Source organism: Shinella granuli (assembly GCF_004341885.1).
In the GTDB taxonomy this organism is placed as follows: Bacteria; Pseudomonadota; Alphaproteobacteria; order Rhizobiales; family Rhizobiaceae; genus Shinella; species Shinella granuli.
In genome coordinates this window covers 1-15,518 of record NZ_SLVX01000049.1, presented here as the reverse complement: position 1 = coordinate 15,518, position 15,518 = coordinate 1, and the positions used below count along the sequence as shown (strand labels likewise).

Sequence of the window (15,518 nt, the reverse complement as noted above, 5' to 3'; positions counted from 1 at the left end):
TCCATGGGTAGAACACTGGCTATATTGACGTCGATATAGCCGGAGCCTCACCAAAATTCGCAAAACAGCAAGGCGTCCTTCCCCGGATGCGTACGGAACATGTCCGCTCCAAGGCCCTCATCACACCGCCCGCCTTCGCGCCACCAAAACCGCGCGGACGGCCACCCAAAAATGGCCACTTCGCCCTGCCAACCACGTCGGCATAACTGGGGAATTTTACTTCGGCGCTTCTGAGGAAAATTCACGCGGCATTGACACATGATGAGCGTTGCCATGAAGGCGGCACGATCTGTACCATGATCGGAGCCGGCGAAGAACCATGATTTGTGCCCGACGGCAAAGCCACGCAATGCTCGTTCGGCGGTATTAAAGCCCTCCCGGCGTTTGAGCATGTAATCGATCGCCTCGGCGACCGGAAACTGCGTGAGAGCTTCGCCCGCTCTGCCCGCAGTCAGGTTCAGAGCGCGCAACGAACCTGCAATATAGCACAGATGACCTACTTCTGAGCTCGGTCTGTGAGTAGGCCGGCCCTCGACAATGCTGCCGATCTCGACATCTTCTGGTTGATCGATTGCAAAGGCTATGGCCCGCGCAATGGCCTCGGGAGAGATGGCCAGTTCTTCCTTGCGCTCCAGTATGGCGGCTTTAACGGCGGGATCGTCGATGGTGGCATCTGCAAAACTCGTGTCGACGAAGCCGGGCGATATCTCGGTAACGCGCGAGCCTCCCGACTATGCCCCAAAGGCCGACATGGTACCACTCATAGGCGACGGCCTTCCAAGCAGATAGCCTTGCAATTCATCGCAATCTGTATCTCTCAGAAGATCAAGTTGCCGTTGCGTCTCTATGCCTTCGGCCGTCGTTCGAATGCCGAGCGCGTGCGCGAGGTCAACGACGGCCCGCACGATTTTCAACGACTTTTCATCTTCCCCCAGCCCGGAAATGAACTGTCGATCGATCTTGAGCTTATCGACCGGGAAACGCCGAAGATAGGCAAGGCTGCAATAGCCAGAGCCGAAGTCATCCAGCACAATCCGGAAACCGCGGCTTCGCAGATCCTGGAGGGTTGCAGCGCTTTGCTCGTCATCGAGAAGGACATGCTCTGTCACCTCGATCTCGAACTGCTCCGGACGGCAGCCCAACGCCCGAACCCTCGCCTCCGCCTGTTGGGCAAATATGGCCGTACGGCATTGGAGAGGCGAAACGTTTATCGCCATGAACCCGTCCGGGTGGTCGTGAGCTGCCCGGGCGGCCCTATCAAGGATAATCTGGCCGAGGGGGTGGATGAGGCCGGTCGCCTCAGCCTGCGGCAGGAACTCGGCAGGGCTGCGCCAACCATCCCTCGGATGCGACCAACGGACCAGAGCTTCATGCCCGACAAGCGACAGATCCTCTCGCGAGAAGAGGGGCTGGTAATGGACGACGATCTCTCGCTCGCTGTCGAGCGCGGCAGCGAGATCTCCCACGATCGATTGCTGCCGCTTAAGTTCATCGTCCAGGGTTTGCGTAAAAGCACTGAACCCTGAGCCGCCTGACGCCTTCTGGAACTGAAGCGCCACGTCCGCCCTCCGCATCAGTTCCGCAATAGCCACAGAGGGGCTTTCCTGTCGCGCAACACCAATGCTCAGCTTTATAAGGACTGCATTTCCATCAACGGGAAATGGCTCGTGCGCGGCCGCCAAAAGACGCTCACAAAGGCGAGCCACTCGGTTCCCTGAACCGACGCCGCTTACAAAGATGGCAAAACCGTCGCGCCCTGTCCGCTCGACGATATCGTGCGCCCGAACCTCCAGCCTCAGTCGCCCGATGAGCTGCCGGAACAAGTGATCGGCCTGTTCATCGCTGAGGGACACGCTGATTTGCCGGAAGTGATCGATATCGACCGAGAGGATTGCATATGCTTCCGGTGAAGATGCAACCAACTCCTCCACTCTCTTAATGAAAGCAGATACCCCATGGCGATTGGACCCAGGCACGACCGTTCCTCCTTAGTATCCGATCAGGCAGCCCTCGGATTTGAGAACCATTCCCATCCTCCTTTTCGATCGGCCTTTCTACGATAAAGTGCCTCGTCGGCTCGATGCAACAACTTCTGGAGGTCATGACTGTCCTGCGGATAAAGGCTCGCGCCGATGCTCGCCCCAACAGTCACGGATTGGCTGGCGAGCTTGATCGGCAACGTGAGGGCGGCGCCGATACGCCAACATATTCTCTGTACCGTCTCGGGTGTGCCGATATCCGGCATGAGTACCGCAAATTCGTCACCACCCATGCGGCAGACGAGGTCGCCGTTGCGAACGCTGTCGCGCAGCCGCTGCGCCACCACTTTGAGCGTCTCGTCACCAGCATCGTGGCCTATCGTGTCGTTAATGGCCTTGAAGCCATCGAGATCGATCAGCAGGACAGCCGTCATCGCTTTGCCTGACGACGTTTCGAGCAAGTGCCCCCAACGCTCCTGCAGCATGCGTCGATTGGCAAGCCCGGTCAGCGGATCCTCGAATGCAAACCGTCGTAGAGCCTTCTCGGCTGCACGCCGGTCGGAGACATCATCGAAAACCGCCATGCCGATATGCAACTCGTGAAGAACGATGCCGCGGTGCTGGATGGTTTTCACGGTTCCGTCACGACAGAGCACTTCGATCTCGAAGGGTTCGATCTCGGCGATACCTGATGAAGGATCTCGCCACAGCTCATCCCAACGCCGTCTTGCCTCATCGCGATCATTCTTCCGCGGGTAGACGCTCTCGATCCAGGCATCGACAGTTGCGTGCTCACCCTCCTCATAGCCGAAGGTGGTTCGAAATGCCCGGTTGACGAACTTGATCTCACCATCGGGCAAAGATGCCCATGACAGCGCAAGGGGCAAGGCATCGAGAATGACATGGAGTTCCTGTGGGCTCAGGCTATCGGCGCGGGCCGCCCGCTCGAGAAACTCCTTCATTCAACCCCTCCTCTCAAACGGCTTCGACAACCACAGATGGGTCCAGAATAGATAATCGACAAGAGAGGCTGCCAGTTTCAATCAAGTGGCGTTAACAAAGCTTGACGATATACCTCCTTCTTCAAATGACCTGTTTGTCACTTCCTTAAAGCGCTGGCACTAAAATCATGCCCGCCAGGAGGAGCCGTCAATGCAGGCCTCATTGATAGTTTTGGACCGAAAGACGACAGGCGTCATCAACAGCGCTTTGCTCGGGCTTGGGCTGTTCGGGTTTTGCCTGTTGGGAATTTTCACCAGGCCGGGCGCCGATCTTGCAAGTTTCTGGCCGGCAAATGCCTTTATGCTTGGTATGCTTGTCCGCTTCCCGAGCCTTGCCAATCCCCTGTCTTGGATTTGCTGTGCTGTCGGCTTCGCCGCCGCGGACCTCATTACCGGCAGCACGATCCTGAATACCGTCGTTCTCAACCTTGGGAACCTGACGGCAATCAGCGCCGGCTATATCGTTTTCCAGCGGCTTGAACCCGCCGACCGGCGATTGGCGCGCCCGGCGTCGGTCCTGTTCATGCTTGTGGCGATTGGCGTTGCCGCGTTAACGGCGGGTGTGATTGGTACTGTTGCCGATCCCTTTCTCTTCGGGGGCGCCCCGCTCGACGCATTACTCTATTGGTCGGCGACCGAAATGGTGAACTATGTTGCGTTTCTGCCCATGATCCTCACGCTACCGGACGACCCACTGAACAGGCTTCAGCGGATCATAGATACGCCGCTCGATATCATGAAACTCCTACCGCTGCTCGCGCTTGCCGGCACCGCTGTTGCAGGCGCCGTGGTGGGAGGCCCGGGCGCGATCGCGTTCCCCGTTCTCGCCCTTCTGTGGTGTGCCGTAACGTATAGCCTGTTCGCAACGGCATGCCTTGCCTTTGCATTTGTTGCCTGGACGCTTCTTGCTATTGCCACAGGCTATCTTCCTGTCGCCGACAATACAGCCGACCGGGCCACGCTTCTTTCCATCCGTTTTGCCGTTTCCCTGACGGGCGTTGCGCCTTTGGTTGTTGCAAGCGTCATGGCGGCACGCGAGGAATTGCTCCAGCGCCTGATGTTCCTTTCGAACCACGACCAGATGACCGGGTTGTTCAACCGATCGGCGTTTCTGGAGAATGCCGCGCGAAGACTGCGTGGTGGCAGGTCTCACGACTTTGCGACTTTCGTTCTCATGCTCGACATCGATCATTTCAAGGCGATAAATGACCAGTACGGTCATGCAGCAGGAGACCGTGTGATTATCGCCTTCGCGGAACTTCTGAAACGCAATGTCCGCAAGAACGATATTGTTGGCCGGATGGGCGGGGAAGAGTTCGCAGCCATTCTCAGCGAATGCACGGCCAGGGAGGCCCAGGTGATTGCGACGCGGATCAATACCGTGTTTGCAGCAACGCCAGTGTGTCTTGAAGATGGAAGCGCGATATCCGCAACCGTCAGCATCGGAATGGTCGCTGCGGCCTCTCCCTCAATCGGTATCGAACCCCTCCTCGCCATGGCAGACGAGGCACTTTACGCGGCCAAGAGGCAGGGCCGGAACAGGGTTATCACACCGCATCAGGCATGACATGTTTACAAATCGCGACCACGATAGGCCCGCCAGGAAAAGCGGTGATTTGCGCGAATTCGTCTGGCCAGTGCAGGTTCCGTCAGTCAACGGCTGCGATTTTTTATGTCGCAAATTAACGGCGATGCCGAAATGCCCAACAACGGAAGCGCAAAGGCAAGGGTCGCTGGCAATCCAACTGTTTTGAAGAGCCACGCTCCTATCAGCCCCCCAAAGAAGAACTGTCCAATCAGTTGCGCCAGCACACGAATCTTCCGCCTGTCCGCGCGGACACGCGGATGGACCTCTGACGTTGAGTCTCTGTTCAGATAAATCAGCTTGCCGATTTCGATGCCGAGATCGGTCACCATACCTGTGACGTGCGTCGTGCGGATTCGAGCACCCGACAGTTTGGTAATAACGGCATTCTGTAGCCCCATGACATAACATAGAAGCAAGATCACCTGGATCGTAAAGTGGGTCGTGTTCTGTTGGGCCTGTGAGGAAATGATAGAAAAAAGGAGCAATAGAATGCCTTCCCAGGCAAGCGGGAGAGCGTAAACCGAGCGAAGGCCGCGCCGTCTCGCCCAATTGACCGCAAAAGCCGACGTTGCTGCCCCACACACGAACGCGACGAGAGAACCGGCTCCCAACACGGCAATGTCGATTTGCCCGAGAACCAGACTGTCAGCCATGCCCGACACAATACCGGACATATGGGAAGTATACTGGTGAACTACCATGAAGCCGCCGGCATTTGCTCCCCCCGCAACGAAGGCCAATAGATAGGCGAGATGCGTATCTGCCTCCTCGCTGCGATCGCGGTCAGCGAGTCTCATAAAATATCGGTGCATCATGAATTCCGTCAAAATCCCCGTCAGCGGGAGGGACGCCGCAAACTATCGGCTTTGTCCGCTCATATCGCGAACTGCACATTTGATGAAAGCGAATCCGTCGCGTTGGCAACCGTTCGCCCGACTCACCTATTCCGGCATGTCGTCTGACGCCCGATATCCCCTACAATTTCAGGAGTTGTTCATCCGCCGTTCATCGGGCGGATTCCACGTTCATTACGCCGCACCGCCAAATGCGGCTGGAGACCCGGCGCGGCGGACACTACGAGGACGATGGGCCGGGTCTTTCAATGAAGGGCGAGGGCAATGAACATACTGGTGTTTATCAAGACCATCGTCTTCTCCTGGCTTTGCCGAAAAGAGGGCAACGACGAAATCGATTTCAGTGCGGGTTACACTGAGCCGTGGATCGAGCAATCCTTCCGGGATTTCGAGTGCCAGATGAAGAGCGATCAACCGCGTTGATCCTCGACCCACCGTGCGCTAACCGTGAGCCTATTCGGCCTCGTCTTCTATATCGCTCCCCTCACAGGTCGACACGCCCTCGACCTCATAGGTGGTTTTTCCCAACGCCGCCGGACGAATGGGCTTCAAGGTGACGATGACATAGCATTCGGAATTCTGGACGCGCCATTCCACGTCGCCGTTGTCGCGAGTGCGGACTTGCTCGAGGGTATCAAACGGCATCTCCTTCATAGCCGACGATACCATCGTGCTCGCAACGATGGCTTGAACCTGCTCAGCCGCATCGAAGAAGCCCGATACCGCCGACTGCGCCGGTGTAGCAAGACCAAGCGCGACAGCAACAGAAAGGGCAGTGTATTTCATAGCGCGTTTCATTCCTTATCTTCATCGCATGGTTACGCTGCGCCCCTCTGACCATGACGTGGCGACGTCCGTGCCGTTTGTGCATCGCAGCAAGAATGGAGTAATGTACGATTCGTAACACACGCTAGGAGATTGTATGAACTCGAATCAAGACCAGCGATATGTGAAGCAGCAACATGCGGATGGTACATGGTCGGTCGTTGACACTCGAACAGGCAGACCAGTCGATATGGGGAGCCGGCAGGTGACAGGCATGCAGCGAACCGATGCGAGAGAAATTCTCGATATTTTCCGGGCCAAGGCAGCCACCTAACGTAGGTTATGTATGGCGGTTTCTCGGGGGCACTGAGCCGATCTCAGTAGCAATTCCGTCCGTCGTCAACACCTACCCAGTCGCAGCCCCCTCGTTTGCTGGCCCCGCCAGGGCGGCAAACTTGGCGAGAACGCCGCGTTTGTAGCGCGGCTCCGGCCGGATCCACAACGCCCGGCGGCGCTCGATTTCCGTCTCGTTGACATCGAGTTCCAGGCTCTGGCGATGCGCATCGATGGTGATACGGTCTCCCTCCTCGACAAGCGCGATCAATCCACCCTCGAAGGCCTCTGGCGTAACATGACCAACGACCATGCCCCAGGTGCCGCCGGAAAAGCGGCCATCGGTGACCAATCCGACGCTCTCGCCCAGTCCGCGCCCGATTATGGCGGAGGTCGGAGCGAGCATCTCCGGCATGCCGGGGCCGCCTTTCGGGCCGAGATAGCGTAGCACGAGGATGTCGCCCGGCCGGATTCTGTCGGAGAGGATGGCTTCCATCGCCGACGGCTCATCGTCGAAAACACGCGCCGGGCCGGAGATGACCGGGCTCTTCAGGCCGCTGATCTTCGCCACCGCGCCGCCGGTCGCAAGGTTCCCGCGCAGAATTGCAAGGTGCCCTTCCCGGTAAAGCGGTCTGTCGAGTGGACGGATCACCTCCTGATCGGCCGGCGGCGTGTCAGGCACGGCCGCAAGCTCCTCGCCGAGCGTCCGTCCGGTGACCGTCAGACAGTTGCCGTCGACAAGCTCGGCATTCAGCAGGAGCTTCAGCACCTGCGGCACGCCGCCGGCGCGATGCAGGTCGACAGCCATGTAGCGCCCGGAGGGCTTCAAGTCACAGACGACGGGGACCCGCCGCCTCACCCGCTCGAAATCGTCGAGCGTCCACACGACCTCGGCCGCGCGGGCGATCGCAAGATAGTGCAGCACCGCATTGGTCGAGCCGCCCGTCGCCATGATCAGCGCCACGGCATTCTCGATCGAGGCGCGGGTGACGATGTCGCGCGGCCTGATCCCGCGTTTCACCGCCTCTACCAGCACGCGGGCGGATTGCGCCGTGCTGTCACGCTTTTCGGGATCGGGATTGGTCATGTTCGAGGAATAGAGAAGCGACATGCCGAGCGCCTCGAAGGACGAACTCATCGTGTTGGCCGTGTACATGCCGCCACAGGAACCGGTGCTCGGACAGGCGTTCTTCTCTATGCCCTCGAAATCCTCCCTGCTCATCCTGCCCGCCATGAAGGCGCCGACGGCCTCGAAGGCCGAGACCACGGAGAGGCTTTCGCCCTTCCAGCGGCCGGGCCTGATCGTACCGCCATAGACGTAGATCGCCGGCACGTTCGCCCGCAGGATGCCGATCATGCCGCCCGGCATGTTCTTGTCGCAGCCGCCGAGCACGAGCACGCCGTCCATCCACTGCCCCTGCACGACCGTTTCCACGCAATCGGCGATCACCTCGCGCGAGACGAGGGAATACTTCATGCCCTCGGTGCCCATGGACATGCCATCGGAAATGGTGGGCGTTCCGAAAAGCTGCGGGTTTGCGCCAGCCTCCCTGATCGCCGCTGCGGCCGCCTCCGCCAGCGGCTGGAGCCCCGCATTGCAGGGCGTGATGGTGGAATGCCCGTTGGCGATGCCGATCATCGGCTTGTCGAAATCCGCCTTCTCGTAGCCGAGCGCGTAATACATCGCCCGGTTCGGCGAACGGGCAACGCCCTGCGTGATGTTCCTGGATCGGTCGTTGTAAGCCATTGCCGCCTCCTTGTGTGCAGCAGGAAGGTAGTGGCGGCGGAAATGATTGTGAAATATACTTTTCAGGCATTATTAGGTCGCAGAAAATATCAGAGACGCGATTGAACCTGAGACAGATACGTCAGTTCGTGGCGGTGGCAGAAGAATTGCATTTCGGCCGGGCAGCCGAACGGTTGCACATGACGCAACCTCCGCTCAGCCAGTCGATCCAGGCGCTGGAGCGCGACCTCGGCATCCGGCTCTTCGAGCGCACCAGGCGTTCCGTGCGGCTGACGGCCGTGGGCGCGGAATGGCTCGCCCATGCCCGGCGCGTGCTGGAGACGGCCGACGCCCTTCCGGCGGTGGCGCGGCAGCTCGCCGCCGGCCAGCTTGGACGGCTGCGCATTTCCTTCGTCAGCACGGCGGATTACAGCGTGCTGCCGGCCATCCTTGGCCGCTATCGTGCAGCCTATCCCGACGTCGAGATCAAGCTCACCGAGGCGACGAGCGACCGGCAGATCGAGGCACTCCTGGGGGAAGACGTCGATGTCGGCTTCGTCATCGCCCCGCCGCCGGCCTCGCTCCACCGCATGCTGACCTATCGTCCGATCCTGCAGGAAAGGCTGGTAGCGGCGGTCCCCAGACAATGGATTGAGGAAGGTCGCGAAGGCTTCGGTGGCAAAACGCTACAGCCGGACATCTTCTTCTCGGCCCCCCTCATCCTCTTTCCGCGGTCGTCGGCGCCCGTGTTCCATGATCTGGTCTCGGCCTATTTCTACGCCCACGGCGCACCGTTCTCCGTCTTCCAGGAGGCAATTCAGATGCAGACGATCATCGGTCTGGTCGCATCCGGGCTCGGCGTAGCATTGGTTCCTGAATCGATGACACGTCTTCAGCGGGTAGGCGCCGCCTATCTGCCGCTTGCCGGAAACGTTCCCGAAATCGAGACCGGGCTCATCTGGCGGGAGAAAGGCAAGAGTGCCGCCCTGGAAAACTTCCTGTCGGTCACAGGGGAAATGTCTGTCCGTCTTCAGACGGAGCGGCCGTTTCATCGGTAGAAGCCGCAAGCGTTGCACCAACACATACCCCACGGCTTCATCACCCGCCATCTACGCTTCGCGAATGACGTTGTTACCATCCAGGCGCGCGGTGCGATCGCCGGTGAAGCTCGTACATCTGCAATGATTACGCTGCCCACCCCCCGAAAATATCCCGAGACATGGCGCGCTATCTCTGGGACCGCTTTAAGTTCCACACCTGCGTCGCCTTCCTCGTCCTGCCGGCTCTCTTCTTCCCCGACTACCTGTCCCGCAAGGATCCCCCTGGACTACGCGCAGAAGCTCCGCGGCGACCGCCTTGTCTATTCACGGGGCGCCGAAGCCAAGCATCGAATAGCCCTAACATCAAACTTGCATGCCACACTGGTCGGGCTTTCCAAAGCGCAATCGTCATAGTGCGACTACGCGAGGAGGGGAGCGCGCTGTGATCGTCAGTGCACGGCCTTGCTCACCATCCGGTAGGGATGGACGGCATTGAACTGCGAGATCATGGCCGTGGCCTGCAGCAACACGCGCTCGGCGTTTTGGACATCGTCGCGTGCCAGTTCATCGGCATTGATGCGGATTGCCTGAGCCATATTGGCCGAAAGTGCGGCAAAATGCCGGTTGCCTTCGACATAGGCCTCGTGTGCGGTCCTCTCCAGGACGCGCGCGATATCGGCAAAGACCTCTTCCCGCTCCTCGATGCTGAGGTCTTTGATAATTTTGATCTTCTCTTCCATTTCGGTCTCACTCTAAACAGACGTGGGATGCTGACCGAGCTCAATAAGCCTCGGCCCCGAAACAGCTAGGAAGGGAAAATTTCTGTTTCTATCATGTCGTTTACGTGCAGGATGAGTGTGCGCTACCGTGCGGCCGGCTATGAGGACCATCTGCTGAAAACGCCGCCGAAAGGCTATGACGCCAGCCTGTATTCATGGGCGCCCAGGACCTTACCGGAACAGGGCGGCGCCTTCGGAACCGAGCTGCAACCGAGCATGCTCGGGAAGATGTTGACCAACCAGCGTTATTTCGGCGACGACCGTCTCAAGGGAAATCGGGACTACATCCTATCGCATCCGCGCGAGCGCACCGAGATCCGAAAGGATTTCATGAACCACTCGCTCGGCTTCCTTTATTTCATTCAGACCGATGGCGGCATGCCTCAGCTGGGGTTGTCCGAAGACGAATTCGCAGACAACAACAACATGCCGCGCTCGCCATATGTGCGGGAAGGACGGCGTTTCCGGGGCCGCGTCCGGCTTACGGAAAATGATGTCAGCGCCTATCTGGCGGGGCCTGGCCCGCGCCCGCCGCTGCGCAAGGATTCCATCGCGATCGGCGACTGGGGCGTCGAAAGCCGCCGCTGCCGCGACGAACCGAACCCGATGACGAACACCTATGACGGTTCGATGTTCATCCGGACACTTCGGGCGCCCTATCAGGTTCCGTTCGGCTGCCTGCTGCCCGAGGGTCTCGACAACCTGCTGGTCACGACGACGATTTCCGCCACGCACGTCGCGTTTTGCGCGTTAAGGGTCGAGGCGGTCTGGGCGCAGACCGGTGCGGCAGCAGGCATTGCTGCCAGCCTGGCGATCAGGCAAGGCAGCGAAATCTCGGATATTGCTGTCGAGAGTATCCAGGACTCCATGCTACAACAAAACTACAAGCTGACATATTTCTCGGATGTCCACTCCGAGCATCCTCATTTCCGTGGCATCCAGTGGCTGGCGCTGAAGGGCTGCCTGCCTGAAGGTGATACCGGATATTGTTTCTTTCCGGAAAACTCGGCCACATGGGGAGAATTCCTGGAAGCCGTTGTGAAAGCGTTCGAATTGCCCGTCAGCGTGACAGGCATTCACTTCGACACGATAGAGTCGACAGACCATGTTTTCCGGTATGCGGAAACTCTTTACGATACGGCCAGCCGGAAAGGCGTGGCGTTGTTCGACAACATGTTCCACCCCTCAATCGACCATCCGGCGGATCATCTTCTTCCCGAACCGCGTCAGCGCTGGTTGACGTTGCGGACCGAAGCGGCGGTCTCCGGCGGGGCGGCCGTAAGGTTCCTAGCTCTCCTGTCTTCCATCGTGGGAAGGGATTTCGCGACAGACGATTTCGCTCCCTATTTGCAAAAGGCGCATATCACCCGGGCGGAGATGGCTGACCTGTTATTTTCGTGCGCCTCAAATCTGAACACCGCGCAATCATGAACCCGGACCACAGGGGCAAAACGGCAACTCGTGTGACGAGTCGGTCTCGGCACGGGTAATTCCAGGCTATTGGCCAGGAATCGCCCGTGATCGTCCTTCATCCTTGGCCCTTGCCTGTCCCCTGTTGCAAGAGCAAGCTGAAAAACGCGCCTGCCGCGATGAGAGCCACGAACACTGCAAAACCGACACCCGCGACCGCCAATCCCAAGGGCGCCGCAGCTACGCCAACGCCCATGACGGGCAGCGCCTGCGCGACATAAAGCACAAGGAAAAAGGTGGACGTGATTTCACCGCGGCTTTGCACCGGACTTCGCTCCGCCAATGCTGCGAGTGAGGCGCGGAAACTCATGCCTTGCCCGATCCCGGCCACGGCCGCTCCCGCCAGAAGGACCGGCAACGATGACGCCAAGATGCTTATCCCCGTCAACAAAATCCCTGCTGACAGCGCGGCCGTGCCGTTCAACATCGCCAGACGATCCTGAATTCTCGTGCTGGCGACCTGTCCGATGGCCGAAAAGCCGAGTTGGGCAAAAACGATAAGCCCGCACACGAGATGGTTGGTAACACCGAGGACCTGTATGAGTAGCGCCGGCGCGACCGAAGCAAAAAGCCCGAGGACGGAGAAGCCTGCGAAGCCCGCCGTTGCGGCGCGTATGAAGGTGCCGCGGACCTGAAGGGGCAGGCTTAAGCGTTGGAATTCCCACTTGAAAGGTTTTGCAGTCCGATCAAGCGGTTCGGCGATCATGACAATGCCGATTGTCGCAAGAAGAACGAGCGCGATGTGCGATAGGTACGGTAGCGTCAGCGGCGCGGATGTGAACTCGGCAAGAGCTCCTGCCATGACGGGGCCGAGGCCAAGGCCCAGCATGTTTACCAGGGCTGCGATGAGGCTGTACCGCCGTTGCGCGCCCGACGGGGCCAGGTCGGTCAACGCCGCGGTGGCGGTTCCGGTGAATATACCGACCGAGAGCCCCGAAAGAACCCGCCCGAGAAACAGAGTTGCGATGCTGTCCGGTATAAGAAAGACAACGCTGCTCAGCAGTGCCAGCGCAAGACCAGGCAGCAGCAAGGCTCGCCGTCCCAATTGGTCAGACAGTCGCCCGAAAAGTACGAGGGCGATGGCAACGCCTACGGCGTAGGTGGTGAAGATCGATGTGACCATCAGCCCGCCGAAGCCCAGATTCTCTTCGTATAGGGGGTATAGCGGCGTTGGGATGGTCGGGCCAAGCATGGTGACGAAGAAAGCGGCAGCAATCACCGCCACCGCTCGGGGGCCGCGCAGTCCACGCGGCCCCCTGGGTTTCCCCTCAGGTAACTTGTGTTGTCGCGACATCTTAGTTGCCGGCATTTCGGGAGGAAATCATTCGCCGGTGCTCGATGCCCGGCATGGCAAGACCCGCCCGATTGTAGATGCGATCTCGCGACTTCGACGCCAGCTCCTCGATGCCGAAAGTATTTCGCAGAACACCGTCCGACTTTACGACCTCGCCTGCGACCATGACATAGGTGACGTTTCCGGAATGTGCCCCGGTGACGATGGTCGCGGCGACGTCGGTGGCCGGGAGCAGGTTGAGATCGCTCAGCCGTATCATGATCAGATCGGCCTCCTTGCCGGGCGTGATGCTGCCGGTACGATCGTCGATGCCGCAGGCGCGTGCGCCGTTGATCGTGGCAAACGCAAGCAGGTCGCGGGAGTCGAACGTCGTCAAAACGTCCAGGTTTCGTTCCATCAGACCGGTCGCCCCCGCACGCGCCAGTTGCTGGTAGACCAGCGCGGCGCGCATCGCGCCGAACAAGTCGCCGGCGGCGGAGGTTTCGACATCGAGACTCAGGCTCGGACGCAATCCCGCGGCGATCATGCGGTTGGTGGCGGGCTGACCCAGGCCCGGCATGAAGGCTTCGATCGAAGAGGCCACGGACACCTGTGCTCCGTGGTCGGCAATCATCCGCAATTCTTCGTCGGTGGACGTGCAAGCATGGATGAAGAGCATGTCGGAATCGAGCAGACCGGCATCGTGGAGTTTCCGGACGGCGGCCTGCTTGACGCCCCACTCACCCAGGCCGACGTGCATGCTGATCTGCAATCCGAGGTCACGGGCGAGGGCGATATCCTGAGTGGCGATGTCCAGAGTCGACAGCTCGGGGCCGCGCAGCATGGCAGCGAGAGTGACGCGCGCAGAATCGCTCGACAGGACGCTTTCGCGGACCCGGCGAATATCGGCGGGATGCGCCCTTACGCTGCCGAATTGCCAGGACTCGGCCTCTGTGGATGGCCACCCGTAGGCGAACACGGAGCGGATTCCGGATTCCCAATGCGCCGCAATCGCAGCATCGGCATGCGCTGGGCTGTTCATGATGTGCGATTCATCGCGAACCGTGGTCACGCCCGCGTCCAGCGACATCAGATCAGCTGCGAGATTGCCTATGCGCACGTCTTCGGGTTCCAGATGCGGGCCGAGCCCGATCTGGACATGGTTGCGGTACTCGGCGTAGGTCCAGGACGGGTCCAGCCCTCTCAACGCACCCTGCCATGCATGCCGGTGCGTATCGATGAATCCGGGCAGGAGCGCGTGGCCCGCTCCGTTGACGATAGTGGCGCCGTCGTCCTGTAGACCGAAGCCGACGTCCGCAATCTTCCCATCAGCGACCAGAACGTCGCCTACGAATTCGCCAAAGTTCTCGTCCTGTGAAAGGACATACGCACCCTTGATGAGAATACGTTCATGTGAGGGATTGTTCATTGCACTTCTTCTCCTATATGCGCGCCTGGCGGGTTCAGGCAGCGTGGCTGGTCTTGCTCGCAAGATGCTCGATTATTGTGGGGCGGTTTGGATTCCAGCCGAGTTGTTGGGTTCCGGTGCTGACGACCTGTTGGTCGAGTAAGAGAGCCTCGCCAAGCACGCCAAGTCGCTCGACGGTCGCTGCGACACCTTCCGGCGCCACGCGGCCTCTCAAACCAATGGCTTCACTGGCGGCGATGGTGATTTCCCTCGCCGTCGGGTTCGTTCCGTTCGCGCCGATCAGATATGTGCCCGCAGGGGCTTTATCGAGCGCGAGTACGTAGAGTTCCGCAAGGTCGTCGACATGCACGTTTGTCCAGTGTTGCTCACCTCCGCCGATAATCGCCAGCGCCTGGTGATCCGCGCCAATTCGCGGGCCATTCGTGATGACATGCAACAAGGCGTCTCCGCGTCCATAGGCGGTAGCGGGCGAGATTACCGAGCTACGAACGCCGGGAGCGCCAAGAACTCGCTCTGTGATCCGGGGGCGCCACGCCGTGATCTGTGGGGCACGAAAGGGCGTCGTTTCAGAAATCGCGCCACCGCTTCCGTGATCCCATATTCCCGCCGTGGAGACGAATGGCTTTCCCGTCTGCCCGAGACCATCCAGGATCGCAGCGACTGCTGCGTCCTCAGCACCAGGGCTGGTCTGATCGCCGGGCGAGGCTAGGTGGATTGCTCCCTCGACCGTGGCGGCGACGTTTCGCAGAAATACGTGATCGGTTATATCGCCGAGGGCCGCGACTGCACCTCGCGCGCGAATATTGTCTGCCTTGGACTCGTTTCGCACGGCCCCGATGACGTCATGTCCAGCTGCAAGCAAGGCGTCGAGTGTCGCCGATCCGATGTAACCGCTGGCGCCAGTAAGTAAGACCTTCATGTGTTAGTTCCTTCATCGTGGACGGGTCACCAATGCCGCATTGCCATCAATCGCGTCCAACGATAAAATTGGATATTATTATCGTAGAATACGATTAATTGGTGGAATGTGATGGATGAACGGCGGCTGGAGGCGTTCCTGGTGCTTGCGCAGGAACTAAATTTTACACGGGCCGCTCACCAACTGAACATGACGCAATCAACGCTGTCAGCGGCGATGAAGGCGCTGGAGTCAGAGTTGGATGTCGTGCTGTTCGATCGCTCAACTGTGAGCGCGACGGACACACCACATTGCCTGTAGGCTGGGTTAATGCTGCTGGGCGCGTTTTTACCGGGCCTGTCTTGTGATGGCGTGCAATTGCA

14 protein-coding genes and 1 pseudogene are annotated in these 15,518 nt (G+C 59.5%); 5 read left to right on the top strand and 10 right to left on the bottom strand.

Going from position 1 to position 15,518, the window contains the following annotated elements; translation table 11 throughout:
* Positions 1–257 precede the first annotated feature (257 nt).
* From EV665_RS33385 to EV665_RS30785, 3 genes and pseudogenes are all read right to left on the bottom strand, one after another.
* A pseudogene (locus EV665_RS33385) lies at positions 258–451 on the bottom strand (IS66 family transposase); the annotation flags it as partial.
* 280 nt (positions 452–731) lie between these two features.
* Positions 732–1,976 (bottom strand): putative bifunctional diguanylate cyclase/phosphodiesterase, encoded by a 1,245-nt coding sequence (locus EV665_RS33380; protein WP_133037089.1) that lies wholly within the window; start codon positions 1,974–1,976, stop codon positions 732–734.
* 23 nt (positions 1,977–1,999) lie between these two features.
* On the bottom strand, positions 2,000–2,941 hold the full coding sequence (locus EV665_RS30785; RefSeq protein ID WP_133037088.1) for a sensor domain-containing diguanylate cyclase: 942 nt from the start codon (positions 2,939–2,941) through the stop codon (positions 2,000–2,002).
* 190 nt (positions 2,942–3,131) lie between these two features.
* Between EV665_RS30785 and EV665_RS30780 the strand changes: the two genes are divergently transcribed.
* On the top strand, positions 3,132–4,547 hold the full coding sequence (locus EV665_RS30780) for a GGDEF domain-containing protein (protein WP_133037087.1): 1,416 nt from the start codon (positions 3,132–3,134) through the stop codon (positions 4,545–4,547).
* 86 nt (positions 4,548–4,633) lie between these two features.
* Here EV665_RS30780 and EV665_RS30775 read toward each other — a convergent pair whose 3' ends face one another.
* Entirely contained in the window at positions 4,634–5,365 is a 732-nt protein-coding gene (locus tag EV665_RS30775; RefSeq protein WP_245507888.1) for a YoaK family protein, read from the bottom strand.
* A gap of 321 nt (positions 5,366–5,686) precedes the next feature.
* On the opposite strand from EV665_RS30775, the gene EV665_RS32530 reads away from it, so the two are divergent.
* Positions 5,687–5,845, top strand: coding sequence for a hypothetical protein (locus tag EV665_RS32530; RefSeq protein ID WP_160872154.1), 159 nt, complete (start codon positions 5,687–5,689; stop codon positions 5,843–5,845).
* Positions 5,846–5,875: 30 nt separating this feature from the next.
* Here EV665_RS32530 and EV665_RS30770 read toward each other — a convergent pair whose 3' ends face one another.
* Both EV665_RS30770 and ilvD read right to left on the bottom strand, forming a co-directional pair.
* Positions 5,876–6,208, bottom strand: coding sequence for a hypothetical protein (locus tag EV665_RS30770; RefSeq protein ID WP_133037086.1), 333 nt, complete (start codon positions 6,206–6,208; stop codon positions 5,876–5,878).
* A 385-nt stretch (positions 6,209–6,593) separates the two neighbouring features.
* Complete coding sequence (gene ilvD / locus EV665_RS30765) at positions 6,594–8,267, bottom strand: dihydroxy-acid dehydratase (RefSeq protein WP_133037085.1); 1,674 nt, start codon at positions 8,265–8,267, stop codon at positions 6,594–6,596.
* Between the two features lie 101 nt (positions 8,268–8,368).
* On the opposite strand from ilvD, the gene EV665_RS30760 reads away from it, so the two are divergent.
* Positions 8,369–9,304, top strand: coding sequence for a LysR family transcriptional regulator (locus tag EV665_RS30760; protein ID WP_133037090.1), 936 nt, complete (start codon positions 8,369–8,371; stop codon positions 9,302–9,304).
* Positions 9,305–9,735: 431 nt separating this feature from the next.
* Here the strand turns inward: EV665_RS30760 and EV665_RS30755 are convergent, their stop codons facing one another.
* A complete protein-coding gene (locus tag EV665_RS30755; RefSeq protein WP_133037084.1) occupies positions 9,736–10,026 on the bottom strand; it encodes a hypothetical protein in 291 nt (96 codons plus the stop codon).
* A 111-nt stretch (positions 10,027–10,137) separates the two neighbouring features.
* Between EV665_RS30755 and EV665_RS30750 the strand changes: the two genes are divergently transcribed.
* Positions 10,138–11,496, top strand: coding sequence for an FAD-dependent oxidoreductase (locus EV665_RS30750; protein ID WP_162853222.1), 1,359 nt, complete (start codon positions 10,138–10,140; stop codon positions 11,494–11,496).
* Between the two features lie 97 nt (positions 11,497–11,593).
* On the opposite strand, the gene EV665_RS30745 is transcribed toward EV665_RS30750, so the two are convergent.
* The 3 genes from EV665_RS30745 to EV665_RS30735 form a co-directional block, all read right to left on the bottom strand.
* The gene (locus EV665_RS30745; protein ID WP_210234710.1) at positions 11,594–12,760 is read right to left on the bottom strand and encodes an MFS transporter; all 1,167 of its coding nucleotides are present in this window, start codon (positions 12,758–12,760) and stop codon (positions 11,594–11,596) included.
* Positions 12,761–12,830: 70 nt separating this feature from the next.
* On the bottom strand, positions 12,831–14,237 hold the full coding sequence (locus EV665_RS30740; protein WP_133037081.1) for an amidohydrolase family protein: 1,407 nt from the start codon (positions 14,235–14,237) through the stop codon (positions 12,831–12,833).
* Positions 14,238–14,271: 34 nt separating this feature from the next.
* A complete protein-coding gene (locus EV665_RS30735) occupies positions 14,272–15,156 on the bottom strand; it encodes an NAD-dependent epimerase/dehydratase family protein (protein ID WP_133037080.1) in 885 nt (294 codons plus the stop codon).
* 111 nt (positions 15,157–15,267) lie between these two features.
* On the opposite strand from EV665_RS30735, the gene EV665_RS30730 reads away from it, so the two are divergent.
* Positions 15,268–15,456 carry a LysR family transcriptional regulator gene (locus EV665_RS30730; protein WP_133037079.1) on the top strand — a complete coding sequence of 63 codons (189 nt, stop codon included), beginning with the start codon at positions 15,268–15,270 and terminating at the stop codon, positions 15,454–15,456.
* Positions 15,457–15,518: the final 62 nt, after the last annotated feature.

What these genes read in the sequence shown, in the direction of transcription:
- EV665_RS30785 (WP_133037088.1), bottom strand. Translation starts at nt 2,941, where the DNA reads ATGAAGGAGTTTCTCGAGCGGGCGGCCCGCGCCGATAGCCTGAGCCCA.
- EV665_RS30780 (WP_133037087.1), top strand. Translation starts at nt 3,132, where the DNA reads ATGCAGGCCTCATTGATAGTTTTGGACCGAAAGACGACAGGCGTCATC.
- EV665_RS30775 (WP_245507888.1), bottom strand. Translation starts at nt 5,365, where the DNA reads ATGAGACTCGCTGACCGCGATCGCAGCGAGGAGGCAGATACGCATCTC.
- EV665_RS32530 (WP_160872154.1), top strand. Translation starts at nt 5,687, where the DNA reads ATGAACATACTGGTGTTTATCAAGACCATCGTCTTCTCCTGGCTTTGC.
- EV665_RS30770 (WP_133037086.1), bottom strand. Translation starts at nt 6,208, where the DNA reads ATGAAATACACTGCCCTTTCTGTTGCTGTCGCGCTTGGTCTTGCTACA.
- ilvD (WP_133037085.1), bottom strand. Translation starts at nt 8,267, where the DNA reads ATGGCTTACAACGACCGATCCAGGAACATCACGCAGGGCGTTGCCCGT.
- EV665_RS30755 (WP_133037084.1), bottom strand. Translation starts at nt 10,026, where the DNA reads ATGGAAGAGAAGATCAAAATTATCAAAGACCTCAGCATCGAGGAGCGG.
- EV665_RS30750 (WP_162853222.1), top strand. Translation starts at nt 10,138, where the DNA reads ATGAGTGTGCGCTACCGTGCGGCCGGCTATGAGGACCATCTGCTGAAA.
- EV665_RS30740 (WP_133037081.1), bottom strand. Translation starts at nt 14,237, where the DNA reads ATGAACAATCCCTCACATGAACGTATTCTCATCAAGGGTGCGTATGTC.
- EV665_RS30735 (WP_133037080.1), bottom strand. Translation starts at nt 15,156, where the DNA reads ATGAAGGTCTTACTTACTGGCGCCAGCGGTTACATCGGATCGGCGACA.
- EV665_RS30730 (WP_133037079.1), top strand. Translation starts at nt 15,268, where the DNA reads ATGGATGAACGGCGGCTGGAGGCGTTCCTGGTGCTTGCGCAGGAACTA.